Origin of the sequence: Saccharibacillus brassicae (genome assembly GCF_006542275.1) — a bacterium.
GTDB classification, from domain to species: domain Bacteria; phylum Bacillota; class Bacilli; order Paenibacillales; family Paenibacillaceae; genus Saccharibacillus; species Saccharibacillus brassicae.
This window is the reverse complement of sequence record NZ_CP041217.1, coordinates 5,523,690-5,540,803: the sequence shown is the minus strand read 5'-3', so window position 1 is coordinate 5,540,803 and position 17,114 is coordinate 5,523,690. Positions and strand designations below refer to the sequence as shown.

Genomic DNA, 17,114 nt, shown 5'->3' with positions numbered 1-17,114 from the left:
ATGAATAGAACGCTTACACTCTGACATCACACTTTGTGTGATGTTTTTTTGTTTAATTTCAACAGCAAACGCTGCGATAATCTACGTTTTTGTCAATGAATTGTATGGGGGAGGTGATAAAATAAGAAATAAGAAATGAGAGTAAGAAAACATTACATATTCAAGTGACGTTATCTTACCGGATTTTAAATCGTTTATAGAGGGAGCGTGCTGAGTATGTCTACGAATTTGGCAGGTCGGGTGCTGGAAGAAACGCAGCTGCATGAAGAGATCGGATTGGACGACTCCCTGAAGCCCAAGCGGGACAACGAAAGAACGGTAGGTCCGGTAGCGTACATGTTCATGTGGATCGGAGACGGCGTCAATCTCGGCAACATGACGCTCGGAGCAAGCTTGATCGCGGCGGGGATGGCCACGCTCAACGTGTTCCAGACTTTCGTGGCCGCGATCGTGGCGATCGGCATCATCTCCGTCATCTTCGCGCTCAACGACCGCTTCGGTTATCGCACCGGCATCCCTTACGTCGTTCAGCTGCGCATGTCGTTCGGCATCAAAGGGTCGGTCATCTCTTCGTTCCTGCGCGGCGTGCCCGCCATCGTCTGGTACGGCTTCCAGAGCTGGGTCGGGGCGACAGCGCTGAACGAGATCGTCAAAGTGCTCAGCGGCGGCGGGTTCGACAGCATCCCGATCTGCTTCGTCATTTTGCAGGGCGTTCAGATCGTCTTGTCGCTTTACGGCTTTCATGCGATCAAGTGGGTGGAGACGCTCGCTTCGGTCGTGATCATGCTGGCTCTCGTCTACGTCTTCGGCGTCCTGCTGAATTCGCACAGCGCGGCGATCGCCGACGTGTGGGTCAACACCGAAGGCACGTGGGGACTTCCGTTCTTCGCTTTTATCATGGTGTTCCTCGGCAACTACGCGGCGATCTTCCTGAGCGCGGCCGACTACTCCCGTGAGCTCAAGACCGGCATCAGCGACAAAAAGCGCAGCATGCTCTACTTCCTCCCGATCGTGATCGCCTACGGATTCGTTCTGACGATCGGCGCGATGATGGCGGCGGCGACCGGTATCTCGAATCCGGTCAAAGCGTTCGCGATCATCGTCGACAATCCGTATATTACCGTCGCGGTATCGGCCTTTATCGTCATCGGCGCGGTTGCCGTCAACATGGTCGCCAATATCGTACCTCCGGCTTACGTCATCTCGCTCGTGACCAAATTGAAGTATAAAGCGTCGGTCGTCGTGACCGGACTGCTCGCGCTCTGTTCGTTCCCGTGGGTACTCGTGCAGGATTCTTCGGCGCAAGGGTTGAACACGTTCATCCTGATCTACTCCGCTTTCCTCGGTCCGATCGTGGCGATCCTGCTCGTGGACTACTACATCCTGCGCCGGCAAAAGGTCGATGCGATGGAGTTGTACCGGGAGACCGGGAACTTCGCGGGATACAATCCGAGCGCACTGCTTGCTATGGCAATCGGAGCCGGCGCCGCGTTCCTGCTGGTAGATATCGGCTGGATTACCGGTTTTGTCGCCGCGGGTATCGCTTACCTGCTGCTGAGCAAATACGCGTTCCGGGGCTCTTCGTTCAAAAAAGGGACGATTTACGAAAAAGCGGCTTGATCCGCATATCTGTCACCGCCTACCATTAGCGCATACGAAAAGGGGAGAATACTATGGAACGTTTGGACCTGATCATCCGCGGAGGCAGCGTCGTGCTGCCGGGCGGCGTTACGCAAGCCGATATCGGAATTACAGACGGGAAAATCGTCGCGATCGAGGAAAATCTGCGGGCAGAAGCGGGGCAGGAGTGGGACGCGGCCGGCCGGCATGTGCTGCCGGGCCTGATCGACGTGCACGTCCACTTCAGCGAGCCGGGCCGGGAGCATTGGGAAGGGTTCACGACCGGCTCGGCCATGATGGCCGCCGGAGGCTGTACTACCTTTTTCGATATGCCGCTGAACGGCATTCCGTCGACCGTGACCGAAGAAGCGCTGCTCGGCAAAGCCCGGTTGGGTACGCAGAAGTCGATCGTCGATTTCGGGCTGTGGGGCGGGCTCGTGCCGGGCAACGAAGAGGACCTGGAGCCGTTGGCGGCAGCGGGCGTGATCGGGTTCAAAGCGTTCCTGTCCACGACCGGCAACAAAGAATTCGAAGCGGTGGACGATAGGACGCTGCTGACCGGTATGAAAAAGATCGCGGCGCTCGGCAAGATTCTGGCCCTGCATTCGGAAAGCGCGGCGATCACCAACTGGCTCAAGGAAGAAAAAGAAAAAGCCGGGCTGTTCGGCGCCGACGACTATCTGGAGACGCGTCCGATCATCGCCGAAGTCGAAGCGGTGGAGCGTGCGCTGTACTACGCTGAAATAACCGGCTGCGCGCTGCATTTTGTCCATATCAGCTCGGCCGCGGCCGTCGCGAAGATCGAAGCGGCCAAAGATCGGGGCATGGATGTGAGCGTCGAGACATGCTCCCATTACCTGATGTTCAACCATGACGATTTGCGGGAAAAAGGAACGATCGCCAAGTGCGCGCCTCCGCTGCGCGAAGCGGACGAGCAGCAGCGGCTGATCGCCCTGCTCGCGGACGGCAAGTTCGATATGCTGTCGTCCGACCATTCGCCGTGTCCGTACGATATGAAAGATCCGAAAGACTTTAATCTGTTCGAAGCGTGGGGCGGTATCAGCGGCGGGCAGTTCACCCTGCTGTCGGCGCTCGAAACGGCGCTTGCGCAGGACATCCCGCTTCCGCAGGTCGCGGCCTGGACCGCTTCGAACCCGGCTGCGCGCTTCGGCCTGGCGGATCGCAAAGGCACGATCGCCGTCGGCCTCGACGCGGATCTGGCGATCGTCGATTTGAACGAACCGTTCACCGTGACGGAACACAATTATTACGCGCAGCATAAACAGAGCCTGTACATGGGCCATACGTTTCCGTGCAGCGTGAGCGGAACGATCGTGCGCGGCGAGATCGTCGCCTGCGGCGGCGAAGTGACGGCCGCGCAGCCGACAGGCCGCTGGCAGAAGCCGGCGGGAATCGGAGCCGCGGCGGAGGAGCTGTCGGCGACATAGTCGGGCGACGCGCATACGGCGGTGGTCTGGTCCACGCATCCATTTGCGCCATCTGCACGAAAAACCGTTCTTTTGCCACTTCGGCGAAAGAACGGTTTTTTGGATAGGAACGCTTCTTCTTCCCTATATGCTCCACAGACGAAAGGGGAAAGGAGGAAGTTGCAGCCCAAGATTACCTGGATCGAGCGCTAACGAATCCTCAATTCGTTAGACGCCGTTTGGAGGACATTTTGGAAATGTAACGAATCGTGAGATCGCTATTAGCGGGATAAAGCAGAAAAACGCCGGTTTTACTCCTGTTAGCGATATCACGATTCGTTAGCGGCGCGAAAAGGCTTAAAAAGCCGAAATAGCGTTACGACGATTCGTTGGATTGTTGGATGATCGCTTAAAATTTGCTGATCCCGCTGATCCCGCTGATCCCGCTGATCCCGCTGATCCCGCTGATCCCGCTGATCCCGCTGATCCCGTCTGCGTCCCGTTATTTCCGTCTGTGTTTCGCCGTTCCCGTCATTCCCGTCTGCGTCCTGTAATTCCCGCCGCCTGTCCCATGCCGCATCCGTCAAAACTCTGCCACCACCATCTGATGGCACGACCACGCCGGCACGGTGCAGGCAATCTTCCCGTTCTCCTGCGTAAAACCGAGCGGCGTGCGCTGCGGGGCGAGGTACAGCCGTTTCACCGGACGCGGCTCGGCGAGCGTTACGTCGGTGCTCGCTACGGTCGGCAGGTCTTCGATCACTTCGGTGTTTTGGCCGCGGCGCACCGGAGGGGCGTACAGCAGATGCAGCATCCGGCGGTTGGCATCCGGCTGCTCCTGCAGCGTGACGATGCCCTGCGCGGGCAGATTTACGGACAGCGTGCGTCCGCCGGCCGCGGATTCCAGCAGCGTATCGAGCAGATGCAGCAGCATCTGCTTCACCGGCAGGCTGCCGTGCCGGGCATAATCGGCGAACAGGTTCCACGCCGCGTATAGGCCGTCCGCGCCGGAAGTGAAGCCCGGCCCCGCGTCGATCAAGCGGGAAGGCGCATGCTGATGCGAAGTGAACGTGAACAGGTCACGGTTGAAATACGGATTCTGCCGGCTGCCGAGCGAGGTTCCGCCCGCCGCCAGACCGATTTCGTAACTGTTCGCGTACACGACGAACGAAGCTGGCCGCAGCGACGGCAGTTCGAACGCCGGGCAGGCGTACGTCGGATTGAACGGCGATGCGCCCTGCCACTGCGCGCCAAGCTCCAGCGCAAAAGACTGTCCGTCCGGCGTCAGTCCCGAACGTCCGGTAGCGAGAATCTTGCCGCCCGCAGCCGTAAAAGCCTTCAGGCGTTCCTGCAGCTCCGGCGTAATCGCGATGCAGTCCGGCAGCACCAATACTTTGTAGCCGTCCAGATGGCTGTGCGTGTCGATCACGTCGAACAGATAATGGCCTTCGAGCAGGAGACGTACCGCGCCCGTATCCGCCGCGACCGTGTCATTGCCGCCGCTTCCGTCCGTCACGCTCGTTCCGCTGATGAGGTCCGCCGCACAGGCGCCGAAGTCCGAGCCGGCCGCTTCGGCGGACAGCAGCGCGATATCGGCGACCGGCGACACGTCGCGGCACCATTCTTCCTTCGCTTCGACTTCCGTATACGCTGCGCCGATCAGCGCGTAGGTCGCTTCGTCCATCCGGCCGAGCGGATGCAGCTGGTCGCCGATCGAACAGCCCGCGCCGTTCGCCAGGCTGAGCGCGGCTTCGTACCGCAGCGCGTTGGGATGCTTGAAGCCGCCGAACTCGCCCCACGAATGGTGGAACTTGCCGGTCATGCCGAGCACGTCGAGACCGAGTCCCTGCGCGTAGCGGACCGACAGCGGAAAGTGATCGTAGCCCCAACCGCCGGTCGGCAGCGATTCCAGTTCCAGATGCGTGTTGAGCGCAGCCAGATCCCGCCGCCCGCGTTCGATATGCCCGTTATTGTGGAAAAGAGGCAGTCCCGGCTTGAGCGCATGCACGGCTTGGTCCATGGCGGTCCCGTATTTTTGATACGTCTCTTCCCACAGCTTGCGCATATCGTCCGTCTGGCGCGGATCGGAGCCGCGGCGGCGAATCTCGGCGACGCAGAATTGGCAGTAACATTCGCGCACGCCGACGATGTCGAGGAAGATGCCGTCGGCGTCGTAACGTTCGACGACTTCGCGTACCTGCGCGGCCAGCATATCCAGATAAGGCGTGTTCATACAGAACTGGTGATAGCCCGGCTGCATAAAATGCGCCGACCAGTTCGTGCGTTCCTCGCGATCGCGGATCAACCATTCCGGATGGCGGCGCGCCAGCTTCTCGTCCAGCCCCGCGGACAGGTAGACCGGCGTTTTGACTCCGATCGCATGGGCAGCGTCGATCTGGGCGCCGAGCAGGTCGAAGTCCAGCTGCGGATGGATTTCGTTGGCGTCGGACGGATGGTAGGCCCAGCCGTGATGACATTTGGAGAACACGGTGATGGAGTCGACGCGGCCAAGCTTGAGCTTTTGCTGAAAATCTTCGGTGTCAAAATCGCGGCCGATCTCGGGCACCGCTTCAGACGTGTGGAAATCGAGATGAACCTGACGGAATCGCATAGAGAACCCTCCTGTGTAAAAGTGGTTGTACGGACGCAGTCTTTGCATGAATCGTACGATCTCTACCACTGTATCCTATTTGATGTCCGAAAAAAGCAGACAATTCCGACTCCGTATCGTACAATCTCTACAAGATCGAACGACAACGACAACGACAACGACAATGACAACGGAAAGGCGGGGAGCGAACATGCGCATGCTGGAACTGCCTATTCCGCCGCTGCCGCAGATCGCCGCGGTCGGCTATGCGGTCTGGCAGCCGGGCACGCGGCACGCCGAGCGGGTCTTCGAAGCGTACGACGTGATCTTCTGCGTTTCGGGGACGCTGTATATGCAGGAAAAAGGAGAGCGGTACGCGATCGGTTCGGGCGAGATGCTGGTGCTCGAAGCGGGGCTGCGGCATGGCGGATACCGGGCGGCGGAAGAGGAGACGGCGGTATACTGGATTCATTTCCGGCACGCGCCCGCCGTGCGGCGGCCGCCTCACGCAGCGATCGCGCCGGGACAGCCTCTTGCGCCGCGCAGCGATCAGGAGACGGAGCCGGCTTCCGGCGCGGCGTTCATTCCGAAGTACGGGCAGGTCGATCTGCCCGCGCTGCTTCCGCTGCTGGACGAACTGCTGCGGTTGTCCGAGACGCTGACGCTCGCGCGGTCGTACGAGCTGCAGGTGTTGTTCGGCCAACTGCTGCTTCAGCTGCAAAAAGCGCGCTCGGTCTTGCCGGGCCGCTCCCGCGCCGACCGGCTCGGCGAAGCGGCGGCCGCGTATCTGGCCCGCTCGCTGGAGCAGCCGTTCGATTCCGCCGTCATGGAGCGCGAACTGCACTACCATTTCGATTATTTGTCCCGCTGCCTGAAGCGGCATACCGGGATGAGTCCGCTATCCTACCGGCATCATCTGCAAATCGAACGCGCCAAGCGCCTGCTGCTCCAATCCGGCGATACGCTCGGCCGGATCGGCGAACAATGCGGCTTTCAAGACGCGACGTATTTTGCCCGCCTGTTCAAGCGCTCGACGTCGTTGACGCCGGGCGAATATCGCAGGCGCTATTCGGTGTTTCGCACCTGATCGCTTTCTCGCGCCTGATCGTCCTGTTGTACCTGACCGCTCTCTCACACTTGAGCGCCTGCGCTTCGATTCCCGCAGCCGGATACGGACAGCCGAACGCCAAACAGCCGTGCTTGCGCACGGCTGTTTCTTTTACCAGGATCAGGCTGCGCGTCAAGCTTCGCCGAAGCCGAAATAAGCGGAAGCGTTGCCGTAAGCGATATCCCGCACGACGGCGCCGAGCAGCTCGGGGTCGTCCGGCGCTTCGCCGCGCTGGGCCAGTTCGCCGAACCAATCGCACAGCACGCGGCGGAAATATTCGTGCCGGGTGTAGGAGAGGAAGCTGCGCGAGTCGGTCAGCATGCCGACGAACCGCGGCAGCAGGCCATTCTCAGCCAGCAGCGTGATCTGGCGGCGCATGCCGCTGCGCGTATCGTTGTACCACCAACCGGAACCGAGCTGCATTTTGCCGGGCGTGTCTTTTTGGTAACAGCCCATCAGCGCGAGCAGCGCCGGATAGTCGCCGGGATTGAGCGAATAGAGAATCGTTTTGGGCAGACCCGAACCGCTCTCGGCCCGGTCGAGCAGGCTCGACAAAGCTTCGGTCAGCGGCAGATCGTTCAGCGCGTCGTAGCCGGTATCCGGGCCGAGCTTGCGAAACATCGGCGTGTTGTTGTTGCGGTACGCGTGCAGATGCAGCTGCATCGTCCAGCCCTGCTTCGTGTAGGCCGCGATCAGACGCACGAGCAGTTCGGTGCGGTAAGCCGTCACTTCGTGCGGAGACAGGGGCTCGCCGGACAGCCGCTTGGCGAAGATCGCTTCCAGCGTGTCCGAATCGGCATGTGCGTACTTCAGCGTATCGAGCGCGTGGTCGGACAGGCGGCAGCCCCGCGCGTGGAAAAAGGACACCCGTTCGTCCAGCGCGTCAGCCAGCGCCGCGAACGAAGAAACCGAACGTCCGCACGCCTGCTCCAGCCGCCCGATCCAGTCGGGGAAGCCGTCGGCGTCGATATTGAGCGCTTTGTCGGGGCGGAACGTCGGGAGCACGGCGAAACGGCTTTCTTCTTCGGCGAGCAGCCGGTGGTACTCCAGATCGTCCGCCGGATCGTCGGTCGTGCAGAGGATCTTGACGTTGGAGCGGGCAATCAGCCCGCGCCGCGTGAAATCCGGCTGCTGCAGCCGCGCGTTGGCACGCTCCCAAATGTCCGGCGCGCTCTGCGCGTCCAGCGGCGTATCGATATCGAAAAAGCGGCGCAGCTCCAGATGGGTCCAGCTGTACAGCGGATTGCCGACCGTGCTCGGCACGGTCTCCGCCCAGGCGGCAAAGCGGTCGTAATCCGAAGCCGAACCGGTAATCCGCTCCTCGGCGATGCCGTTGGCCCGCATAAGGCGCCATTTGTAATGGTCTCCGTACAGCCAAGCTTCCGTCAGATTGGCAAACGGACGGTCTTCGTAAATTTCACGCGGATCGAGATGGCAGTGGTAATCGATGATCGGCATCGTTTTGGCGTGATCATGGAACAACGTTTTGGCGAGGTCGGTGGACAGCAGGAAATCGTCGTTCAGAAAACCGGCTGCGGCCGATCTCGCCGCGCCGCTGCCCGTGTCGGTCCGTCCTGCGCTTGAATGGTTGGCATTTGTGTTCATAGCGTAACCCCCGTTTTGAAAATAGCCAGCTCCCGCACCTGATTTTGCTCGTTGCGCGTCGGGCGGCCGCTTGCGACTTCGATCAGATAAGCGATAAACGACTCCAGTACGTCTTCCATCGGCCGCTCCAGCAGCGGTCCGGCGTTAAAATCCATCCAGTGTCCCTTTTTGGCGAACAATTCGTTGTTGGTCGCGATCTTGACCGTCGGCACGAAGCTGCCGAACGGCGTCCCGCGCCCGGTCGTGAACAGCACGAGCTGGCAGTCCGCCGCGGCCAGCGCCGAGGAAGCGACGAGGTCGTTGCCTGGCGCCTGCAGCAGGCTGAGACCTTTGCGGCGCAGTTTTTCGCCGTATTTGAGCACGTCGACGACAGCCGAAGTGCCGGCTTTTTGCGTGCAGCCGAGCGATTTGTCTTCGAGCGTGCTGATGCCGCCCGCTTTGTTGCCCGGCGACGGATTTTCGTATACCGATTCGCCGTGCGACAGAAAATATTGTTTGAAATCGTTGATCAGCCAGACGATGTCCGAGAACACTTCTTCGTTTTGCGCGCGGGCCATCAGCACTTTTTCGGCGCCGAACATTTCGGGCACTTCGGTCAGAATCGTGCTCCCGCCCTGGCCGATCAGGAAATCGGAGAACGCGCCGAGCAGCGGATTGGCCGTGATGCCCGAGAAGCCATCGGAGCCGCCGCACTTGAGCCCCACGTTCAGTTCGCTGAGCGGCACCGGCTCCCGGGCATCGCCGAGCGCCGCGGCATGCAGCTCTTCGAGCAGCTGCATGCCGGCTTCCACTTCGTCGCCGACATCCTGCGCCACGAGGAACTTGACCCGCGACTCGTCGAAATCTCCGAGTTTCTCGCGGAATTCCGCCACGATGTTGTTCTCGCAGCCGAGGCCGAACACAAGCACGCCGCCCGCGTTCGGATGCTGCACCGCGTCGAGCAGAATGTCGCGCGTCATCCGGTGGTCGTCGCCGAGCTGCGAGCAGCCGTACGGATGCTTGAGCACCGTGACGTTGTCGAACGGGCCGAGATCGGGATGCCGCTGCTTGAACTCGGCGATGATCAGTTCGGCGATGCCGTTGACGCAGCCGACCGTCGGCACGAGAAACAGGTCGTTGCGGATGCCGACCTTGCCGTTTCGGCGGCGGTATCCGTCGAACGTCAGGCCGCGCGGAGGATAGACGGCCGGATGCAGCTCCGGCGCGTAGACGTAGTCTTCTTCGCCGGCAAGCGTCGTGCGTACATTGTGCAGATGCACCCATTCGCCGGCCGGAATGTCCGCGGTCGCGTAGCCGATCGGCGCGCCGTATTTCATGACGACGCCGCCCTGCGGAATCGCCGCCGTGGCGATCTTGTGTCCTTGCGGCACGTCCTGCAGCGCTTCGATCCCGGCAAGTTTCGTATCGGAGCTATTCATGTCCGTCATTCCCGTATCGGTACGGTCCATGCCTGCGCTGCTTACGACCGTACGTTCCGCGCCGTCACCTTCGGCTTGCAGCCGTTCGCCGGCCGCAAGCGGCCGAAGCGCGACCGCGACGTTGTCGCGGGCGTTCATTTTCATCAACGTTTTCATGCGTGGATTCCTCCTTGGGCGATGCGCCGGAGCAGGGGGCGCGGGCCGTCTTTTTCCAGAACGTCCAGCAGGCTTTCCAGCCGGTCCGCCAGGCCGGGCACTTCGTTCAAGTCGGTGCCCCACAGCGAAGTGTCGCCCAGAAGGGTCGGCACGAAGCTTGACGGCGCGGCTCCGGCCCGGTCGAAGGCCGCCAGCACGGACGCTTCGTCCCGGCGCCGGTCACCGTCATCGCGGCCGCTGCGCAGCAGGGCGGCGAAAGCAAGCGTGAGGCGGGGCGGCAGCTCGCCGCGTTCGCGCACGAAGCGCAGCAGGATCGGCAGCAGCCGCGACTTGAACTTCGATACGCTGTTCAGCGAGATCGAACGCAGTTCGTGCCGGATCGACGGATTGCGGAAGCGATCCAGTACGTCCCCGGCGTAAGCTTCCAGTTCCGCGGTCGGCATATCGAGCATCGGAATCAGTTCCCGCTCGATCAACGCATGGACGAACGGCGAGAAGTGTGCATCGTTCATCACGTCTTCGACCGTCTCCAGACCGGCGGGCAGGGCGAGCGGAACCATCGCCGTATGCGGGCCGTTCAGCAGATGTACTTTGCGCTCGCGGTAAGGCGTCATGTCCGTCGTCACGACGACGTTCAGCCCGGCCTGGGCAAGCGGCAGGCTGTCGCGCAGCGATTCCGGTCCTTCGATGATCCACAGCAGATAAGGCTCGGCCGCGACCGCAAGTTTGTCGACGTACCCGAGCCGCGCTTGCAGTTCGGCTTCGCGCCCGTGCGGAAAGCCCGGCACGATCCGGTCGACGAGACTGCTGCAAAACGTATTGTCCGTGTCCAGCCAGCGCTTGAACTCTTCGCCGAGCTGCCAATCGTCCGCGTGCCGAAGCACGATCTCCCGCAGCCGTTCGCCGTTGCGGTCGATCAGCTCGCACGGAAGAAGCGTGAAGCCGGGCCCGCCGAGCGAGAAGCGCCGGTGCAGCAGCGCGGTCAGCTTGCCGGGAAAACCGGCCGGCGATTTGGTCTCGGGCCGTTCTTCATGACGGTAGACGAGGCCGGCTTCGGTCGTGTTCGAAGTGATGAACGTCAGCGCCGGATCGTCCGCAAGCGACAGATAAGCGGCGTAATCGGTATACGGATTGATCAGGCGGCTGACGCTTGCGACGACTTCGGCGGTATCGATGCTCTCGCCGCTGCGGATGCCGCTCAGCAGCACGGTGAACAGACAGTCCTGCTCGGCGAACTGCGGATCGGTCCGGGGAGACACGGCCTGGACGAGCACGGCGCTGCCGCCGAACAAGCCTTGATCGTTCATGCGCTGAAGCTGCCAATCGACGAAGCCGCGCATGAAGTTGCCGCCGCCGAACTGGATCATCTTTTCGGGAAAAGAAGGCAGGTCCGGCAGCAAATTACGCGACAGGGTAGGCAAGTCGGTCATGTTGTTCGCTCCTTGTATTCGGATTTTTGCACACGTGAACATTTTGGGTGAACGGAACCGGCGGATCGCCGGGCAAATCATGCGTTCCCGCCGATGTCCGCCGGTTCGGCTACGGAGCGGCGAACGATCAGGCGGCTGCCAAGCAGGCGCTGGACCGGCTCGGCTTCCGGGCGTTCCATTCGCCGGAGCAGCAGCCGCGTGCCTTCGGCGGCGATCTCCGCCACGGACTTGCGGATCGTCGTCAGCGGCGGATTCGTATACCGCGCGAAGATCATGTCGTCGAAGCCGATCAGCGACATATCGCCGGGAATGCTGACGCCGCGGTCGAAGCACGCGTTCATCGCGCCGATCGCCATATCGTCGTTGCCGCAGAAGACGGCGGTCGGGCGCTGCGGCAGGTCGAGCAGCGTGTTCATGGCGGCATAGCCGCTCTCCAGCGTGTAATCGCCCTGGACGAAATAGTCCGGGTTCGGCGTCAGTCCGTGCGCCATCAAGCCGTCCAGATAGCCGGCGCGGCGTTCGGACGCGGACTTGAAGCCCGGCCGGCCTTCGATGATCGCGATACGCCGGTGCCGCAGTTCGCAGGCGTGGTCGGCCGCCGCGCGTCCGCCGACGCGGTCGTCCGAGGCGACGTTCGAGATCGACGGATCGTCCAGCTGGCGGTTGAGCACGACGAGCGGGATGCCGGACGAGCGCACATGGTAGATGAAGGCGTTGTCCAGTTCGCTCTGGCTCATGACCAGAATGCCGTCGTAGCGGCGCGGATTGACGCTGCCCAGACTGCCGGGATCGTCGATACCGCTGACCGTCAGCATGTAGTTCGCTTCCAGCTCCCGCCGGATACTTTTGAGCGCGTCCGCGAGGAAGCTCGAAGACGTGCCCTGCTCGATGCTCGAAAAAAAGAGCCCGATCGTGTTGGACTTGCGGGTGACGAGATTCTTGGCGCTGTAGTTGGGCACGTAGTTCATGTCCGCGGCGATCTTCTCGATCCGCTCCCGCGTGCCCGGCTTGATCAGCGAACTGCCGTTCAGCGCGCGGGACACGGTCGTATGCGAGACGCCGGCCGCGCGCGCGATGTCTTTGATCGTAATCATGATAGGTTCTCCCAACTGTAAATGTTAACGTTATCATCATAATCCGGCCTTGGGTCGTTGTCAACGCGTCGGCGGCTTCCCAAGAGCCGGGTTTTCCTGACCCTCTTCGTCGAAACCGACATCGAAACCGACGTCTGTACAGGCAGAATAACACGTGTTATATTGAGGGCGAGGTGGAGATATGACAAGCAAATCGACGGGTTCCAAACGAATCACCAGCCAGGACGTCGCCAAGCTTGCGGGCGTCTCCCGCAGCGTCGTCTCGGCCGTGCTGAACGGAACGCCGGGTATCGGCGTGAGCGAGCGGACGCGGGAGAACGTGCTGAGCGCGATCCGCGAGCTGGACTACCATGTGGACGCGAGAGCACGCGGCATGAAGACCGGGCGCAGCATGACGCTTGCGGCGTTCGGCGATACGGCCCATCCGCTGTTCATGCGGCTGCTGGAAGGTATGCAGCGGGCCGGCGAAGCGGCGGGGTATCATCTGCTGCTGAGTTCGCCGGGCCGGGGCCGGCCGGGCGAAGCACGCAGCGAACTGCTGGAGCTGTACCAGCAGCGCAGAATCGACGGGATCGTGACGCTGGACGATACGAGTTATGCGGACGCGCAGTGGGCGCAGGCTGTCCGGGAAGTCGGCGTGCCTTACGTCTCGGTCGAAGGTTATGCCGAGGCGGAAGGTATTCATTCCGTGCATGCCGATTACCGGGGCAGCATGGAGACGGCGCTCGATTATTTGCGGGCGAACGACCCCGGGCTGGGCGCCGCGCCCGAATATGCGGAAGTGTTCAGCGCTTCGCACGGCGGGCGCGTCAACGAAGCGGAGCGGCAGCGCCGGCAGGGCTACGAAGACGGGTGCCGCAAGCACGGCTGGGAACCGGTCGTGTCCCGTCACCGGCAGCAGGGCGGCCGCGTGGACTGGGCCGACTGGTGCCGGCAGCGAAGCCAACGCAAGCCGGCGCCGCCGGTGCTGGTCAACTGGTCCAGCGCGGTGCCCGATCTGTACCGCGCCGCGCGGGCCTGCGGATTGTCCGTCGGCGGCGACCTGCGTGTCATGGCCGCGGACAATACGATTCAAGGCGACGTGCTCAGCGTGCCTACGCTCAGCTGCGTAGAGATTCCGTACGCGGATATGGGCGAAGCGGCGGTCGCGAACGTGCTGCGGCAGGCAGGCGGGGAAGCCGGCCCGCCGTCGAAGCTGCGGCTGCCCGCCGTGCTGAAGCCGGGCGAGAGCGCTTAGGCGGGAGCTTTAACAGGTGTTTTCTTTAGAATCTGCTTTCTTTGAATGAACTCCAATGAACTCCAATGAATTCGAATAAGTTCCCACGCACCCGAATAAACGGCAGGGCGGCATTCTGCGGAAGCCGCCGATTTTTAAGACATATAACACGTGTTATACAGGAGGCGACGATATGTTCTCGACAGACGACAAGTTGGCTGCGCGCATCAAGGAACTGGAACCTTACCGGCACAGGGAAGCGATCGAATTGGACGGCTGGGACGGCCTCGAAGACGAGGCCGGGGCGAACGGCGCGTATCCGCCGGCTTCGTTCGAAGGCGCATGTACATACGCGATCGGCGACCGGTGGAGCGGCCGGGACCGGTATGTGTGGCTGCGGCGCCGCGTGGACATTCCGGCCGATTGGAGCGACCGGCGGATCGTCGGCCTGTTCGATTTCGGCCGGACCGGCGATTTCTACAACAGCGGCTTCGAATCGCTGCTGTTCGTGGACGGACATCCGTATCAGGGCGTCGACTCCAATCATCTCGAAGTGTTTCTCGACGCGGACACGGCCGGGCGGACGCTGGACTTGTCGTTTCGGCTCTGGTCGGGTCTCGAAGGCGGCGGGCTGCCGACTCCGCAGGAGCATGTGATCCGCGCGGCGCGGCTGACATGGCTCGACGAAGCGGCGGACGATTTGTACTATACGGCGCGTGCCGTGCTCGGCGTCTGCCGGGAACTGCCGGACAATGAAGCGCTGAAGCCGGAACTGCTGTCCGCGCTCAACCGGGCGTTCGGCCTGATCGACTGGTCCAAACCGGGCGGAGCCGGGTTCTACGACAGCGTGCAGGCGGCCGGCACGGAACTGCTCGACCGTCTGCGCGCGGTCCGGCGCGGCGAACATCCGGTGACGGTGACCGCGGTCGGGCATACCCATATCGACGTGGCCTGGTTGTGGCGCCTGACCCACACCCGGGAAAAAGCGGCGCGTTCTTTCTCGACCGTCCTGCGTCTGATGCGCCAATTTCCGGAGTACGTTTTTTTGCAAACCCAGCCCCAGCTGTACGCCTATATGAAGCAGGATTACCCGGAGCTGTACGAACAAATCGCCGATCGGGTCCGCGAAGGACGCTGGGAAGCGGGCGGCGCGATGTGGCTGGAAGCCGACTGCAATCTGACGAGCGGCGAGTCGCTCGTGCGGCAGATTTTGTACGGCACGCAGTTTTTCCGGGACGAATTCGGCGTGGAGTGCAAACATCTGTGGCTGCCCGACGTGTTCGGCTACAGCTGGGCGCTGCCGCAAATTTTGCGCAAATCCGGGATCGGGACGTTCATGACGACGAAGCTCGGCTGGAACCGCTATAACCAGATGCCGCACGACACGTTCTACTGGCGGGGAATCGACGGCAGCGAAGTGCTGACCCACTTCATCACGACGCGCGCCAAGCCGCTGTCCCAGGGCATTACGTACAACGGTGTGATCGAAGCTTTTTCCGTGCAGGGCATCTGGGATCTGTATCGGGACAAAAATCTGAATACCGAACTGCTGCTGGCGTACGGATACGGCGACGGGGGAGGCGGCGTCAACCGCGATATGCTGGAGATGCGCCGGCGCCTCGACACGCTGCCGGGCATTCCGAGTGTCAAGCCGGGCCGCGCGGACGACTATTTCGAGCGCTTGAACGAGACGATCCGGCAGACCGACGAATACGTGCACACGTGGGACGGCGAGCTGTATCTGGAGACGCACCGCGGCACGTATACGAGCCAGGCGCACAACAAACGGATGAACCGCAAGCTGGAGATGACTTACCGCGCAGCGGAATGGCTGCATGTACTGCTGGCGGCGGAGCTAGGCGATCTGAGCGGTTATCCGGCCGAGGAGCTGCTGGAAGGCTGGCATATTGTGCTGCGCAACCAGTTTCACGATATCATTCCCGGCTCGGCGATCCGCGAAGTGTACGAAGATTCGCGCGCGGAGTACGAACAGGCGGAAGAGATCGGCGAACGTCTGGTGCATCTTGCCGCGCGGCAGCTGACGCAGGAAGCCGCGGCGGAATCGGAAGGGTCCTCGCTTGAAGCGGCCTACACCGTGTTCAGCGGCGCTTTTTTCGAGCGGACGGGATATGTCAGTGTGGCGGGCGCAGACGATGGACATCGCCGCTGGACCGATGCGCAGGGCCAAGGTCTGCACGCCCAGCGCATGCCAAACGGCGAATGGCTCGTCCGGGTGCCGTCGCTGCCGCCGATGGGAAGCGCGGTCATTCGGAGTACGGCCGCCGAAGAAGCGCGGGAGGACGAAGCAGTTTTTGAAGAGCGTGCTTTTGAAAAATCTGTTGTCGAAGAACCTGTTTTCACCGAAGCAAACGGAACGATGACGACGCCGTTCTATATCCTCGAATGGAACGAAGCCGGGCAGCTGAGCCGGATCTTCGACCGGGAAGCGCAGCGCGAAGTGCTGTTCGAAGGCGAATGCGGCAACGTGCTGCAGGTGTTCGAGGACAAGCCGCTGGAATACGACGCCTGGAATATCGATTTGGACTATGTGGAAAAAAAGAAAGAAATCACCGACCTTCTCTCGACGGAGTGGGTCTGCACCGGGCCGCTTGCGGCCGTGCTGCGCACGACGTGGCGCTACATGGATTCTTCCGTAACGCAGCATATGAAAGTGTACGCCGACCGGCGGCAGATCGATTTCGAGACGACGGTAGACTGGCACGAAAGCCACCAACTGCTCAAAGTGTCGTTCCCGGCCGCGATTCGCGCGACCGAAGCGACTTACGATATCCAGTTCGGCAACGTCAAGCGGCCGACGCATTGGAACACGAGCTGGGATTACGCGCGGTTCGAAAGCGTCGGCCATCAATGGGCGGATCTGTCGGAGCGCGATTACGGGGTCAGCCTGCTGAACGATTGCAAATACGGCTACGATATCAAAGACCATACGCTGCGGCTGACGCTGATCAAATCGGCGACCGATCCGGACTGGAGCGCCGATCAGGGCGAGCACGTATTTACGTACGCGCTGCTGCCGCACGCCGGCGACTGGGCGGCGGGGCGCACGGCGGAAGAAGCGTGGACGCTGAACGATCCGCCGCTTGCGGTGCGCGGCGCGTATGCGGCCGGCGAAGGCCGCTCGCTCATCCGGACGGATACGGCGGGCATCGCGATCGACGCGATCAAGCGCGCCGAAGACGGCGACGGCTTTATCGTCCGGCTGCACGAATACGCGGGGCGCCGCATCCACGCGAATCTGTCCAGCGATTATTCCGCGGCTTCGTGGCAGGTATGCGATCTGCTGGAACGCCCGATCGAAGGCGAGGAGCAGAGTACGGGCGCGGCGCTGCGGCAGCTGTTCAAGCCGTACGAGATTGTGACGCTGCGCGTCCGTTTGCGAAGCTGACGAACGGCGAATGAGCTTCTGCCGGAGCACGTTCGGCAGAAATG

The 17,114-nt window shown here is 61.9% G+C and carries 11 protein-coding genes; 6 read left to right on the top strand and 5 right to left on the bottom strand.

Features of this window, described 5'->3' with window-relative positions; all coding sequences use genetic code 11:
- Positions 1 to 216: 216 nt before the first annotated feature.
- From FFV09_RS23305 to FFV09_RS23940, 3 genes are all read left to right on the top strand, one after another.
- Positions 217 to 1,620 (top strand): NCS1 family transporter, encoded by a 1,404-nt coding sequence (locus tag FFV09_RS23305; protein WP_141450118.1) that lies wholly within the window; start codon positions 217 to 219, stop codon positions 1,618 to 1,620.
- Between the two features lie 53 nt (positions 1,621 to 1,673).
- Positions 1,674 to 3,068, top strand: a complete 1,395-nt coding sequence (locus tag FFV09_RS23300; RefSeq protein WP_141450116.1) for an allantoinase — start codon at positions 1,674 to 1,676, stop codon at positions 3,066 to 3,068.
- Positions 3,069 to 3,463: 395 nt separating this feature from the next.
- Positions 3,464 to 3,601, top strand: coding sequence for a hypothetical protein (locus tag FFV09_RS23940; protein ID WP_170315122.1), 138 nt, complete (start codon positions 3,464 to 3,466; stop codon positions 3,599 to 3,601).
- 29 nt (positions 3,602 to 3,630) lie between these two features.
- Here FFV09_RS23940 and FFV09_RS23295 read toward each other — a convergent pair whose 3' ends face one another.
- The gene (locus tag FFV09_RS23295; RefSeq protein ID WP_141450114.1) at positions 3,631 to 5,658 is read right to left on the bottom strand and encodes an alpha-amylase family protein; all 2,028 of its coding nucleotides are present in this window, start codon (positions 5,656 to 5,658) and stop codon (positions 3,631 to 3,633) included.
- Between the two features lie 190 nt (positions 5,659 to 5,848).
- Here FFV09_RS23295 and FFV09_RS23290 point away from each other — a divergent pair, with 190 nt between their 5' ends.
- Positions 5,849 to 6,724: an AraC family transcriptional regulator gene (locus tag FFV09_RS23290; protein WP_170315121.1), complete on the top strand. Its 876-nt coding sequence runs from the start codon at positions 5,849 to 5,851 to the stop codon at positions 6,722 to 6,724.
- Positions 6,725 to 6,877: 153 nt separating this feature from the next.
- Here FFV09_RS23290 and uxaC read toward each other — a convergent pair whose 3' ends face one another.
- The 4 genes from uxaC to FFV09_RS23270 form a co-directional block, all read right to left on the bottom strand.
- A complete protein-coding gene (uxaC, locus tag FFV09_RS23285; RefSeq protein ID WP_141450110.1) occupies positions 6,878 to 8,350 on the bottom strand; it encodes a glucuronate isomerase in 1,473 nt (490 codons plus the stop codon).
- Entirely contained in the window at positions 8,347 to 9,924 is a 1,578-nt protein-coding gene (locus tag FFV09_RS23280; protein ID WP_425472247.1) for a UxaA family hydrolase, read from the bottom strand. Before FFV09_RS23280 ends, uxaC begins: the two co-directional genes overlap by 4 nt.
- Positions 9,921 to 11,354 carry a tagaturonate reductase gene (locus FFV09_RS23275; protein WP_141450108.1) on the bottom strand — a complete coding sequence of 478 codons (1,434 nt, stop codon included), beginning with the start codon at positions 11,352 to 11,354 and terminating at the stop codon, positions 9,921 to 9,923. Before FFV09_RS23275 ends, FFV09_RS23280 begins: the two co-directional genes overlap by 4 nt.
- Before the next feature lie 77 nt (positions 11,355 to 11,431).
- Complete coding sequence (locus FFV09_RS23270) at positions 11,432 to 12,448, bottom strand: LacI family DNA-binding transcriptional regulator (RefSeq protein WP_141450106.1); 1,017 nt, start codon at positions 12,446 to 12,448, stop codon at positions 11,432 to 11,434.
- 181 nt (positions 12,449 to 12,629) lie between these two features.
- Here FFV09_RS23270 and FFV09_RS23265 point away from each other — a divergent pair, with 181 nt between their 5' ends.
- Together FFV09_RS23265 and FFV09_RS23260 are read left to right on the top strand one after the other, a co-directional pair.
- Positions 12,630 to 13,685 (top strand): LacI family DNA-binding transcriptional regulator, encoded by a 1,056-nt coding sequence (locus FFV09_RS23265; protein ID WP_141450104.1) that lies wholly within the window; start codon positions 12,630 to 12,632, stop codon positions 13,683 to 13,685.
- 172 nt (positions 13,686 to 13,857) lie between these two features.
- Positions 13,858 to 17,070, top strand: a complete 3,213-nt coding sequence (locus tag FFV09_RS23260; RefSeq protein WP_141450103.1) for an alpha-mannosidase — start codon at positions 13,858 to 13,860, stop codon at positions 17,068 to 17,070.
- Positions 17,071 to 17,114: the final 44 nt, after the last annotated feature.

Excerpts from the sequence above, each read along its gene's own strand:
- FFV09_RS23305 (WP_141450118.1), top strand. The coding sequence starts at position 217 with ATGTCTACGAATTTGGCAGGTCGGGTGCTGGAAGAAACGCAGCTGCAT.
- FFV09_RS23300 (WP_141450116.1), top strand. The coding sequence starts at position 1,674 with ATGGAACGTTTGGACCTGATCATCCGCGGAGGCAGCGTCGTGCTGCCG.
- FFV09_RS23295 (WP_141450114.1), bottom strand. The coding sequence starts at position 5,658 with ATGCGATTCCGTCAGGTTCATCTCGATTTCCACACGTCTGAAGCGGTG.
- FFV09_RS23290 (WP_170315121.1), top strand. The coding sequence starts at position 5,849 with ATGCGCATGCTGGAACTGCCTATTCCGCCGCTGCCGCAGATCGCCGCG.
- uxaC (WP_141450110.1), bottom strand. The coding sequence starts at position 8,350 with ATGAACACAAATGCCAACCATTCAAGCGCAGGACGGACCGACACGGGC.
- FFV09_RS23280 (WP_425472247.1), bottom strand. The coding sequence starts at position 9,924 with ATGAAAACGTTGATGAAAATGAACGCCCGCGACAACGTCGCGGTCGCG.
- FFV09_RS23275 (WP_141450108.1), bottom strand. The coding sequence starts at position 11,354 with ATGACCGACTTGCCTACCCTGTCGCGTAATTTGCTGCCGGACCTGCCT.
- FFV09_RS23270 (WP_141450106.1), bottom strand. The coding sequence starts at position 12,448 with ATGATTACGATCAAAGACATCGCGCGCGCGGCCGGCGTCTCGCATACG.
- FFV09_RS23265 (WP_141450104.1), top strand. The coding sequence starts at position 12,630 with ATGACAAGCAAATCGACGGGTTCCAAACGAATCACCAGCCAGGACGTC.
- FFV09_RS23260 (WP_141450103.1), top strand. The coding sequence starts at position 13,858 with ATGTTCTCGACAGACGACAAGTTGGCTGCGCGCATCAAGGAACTGGAA.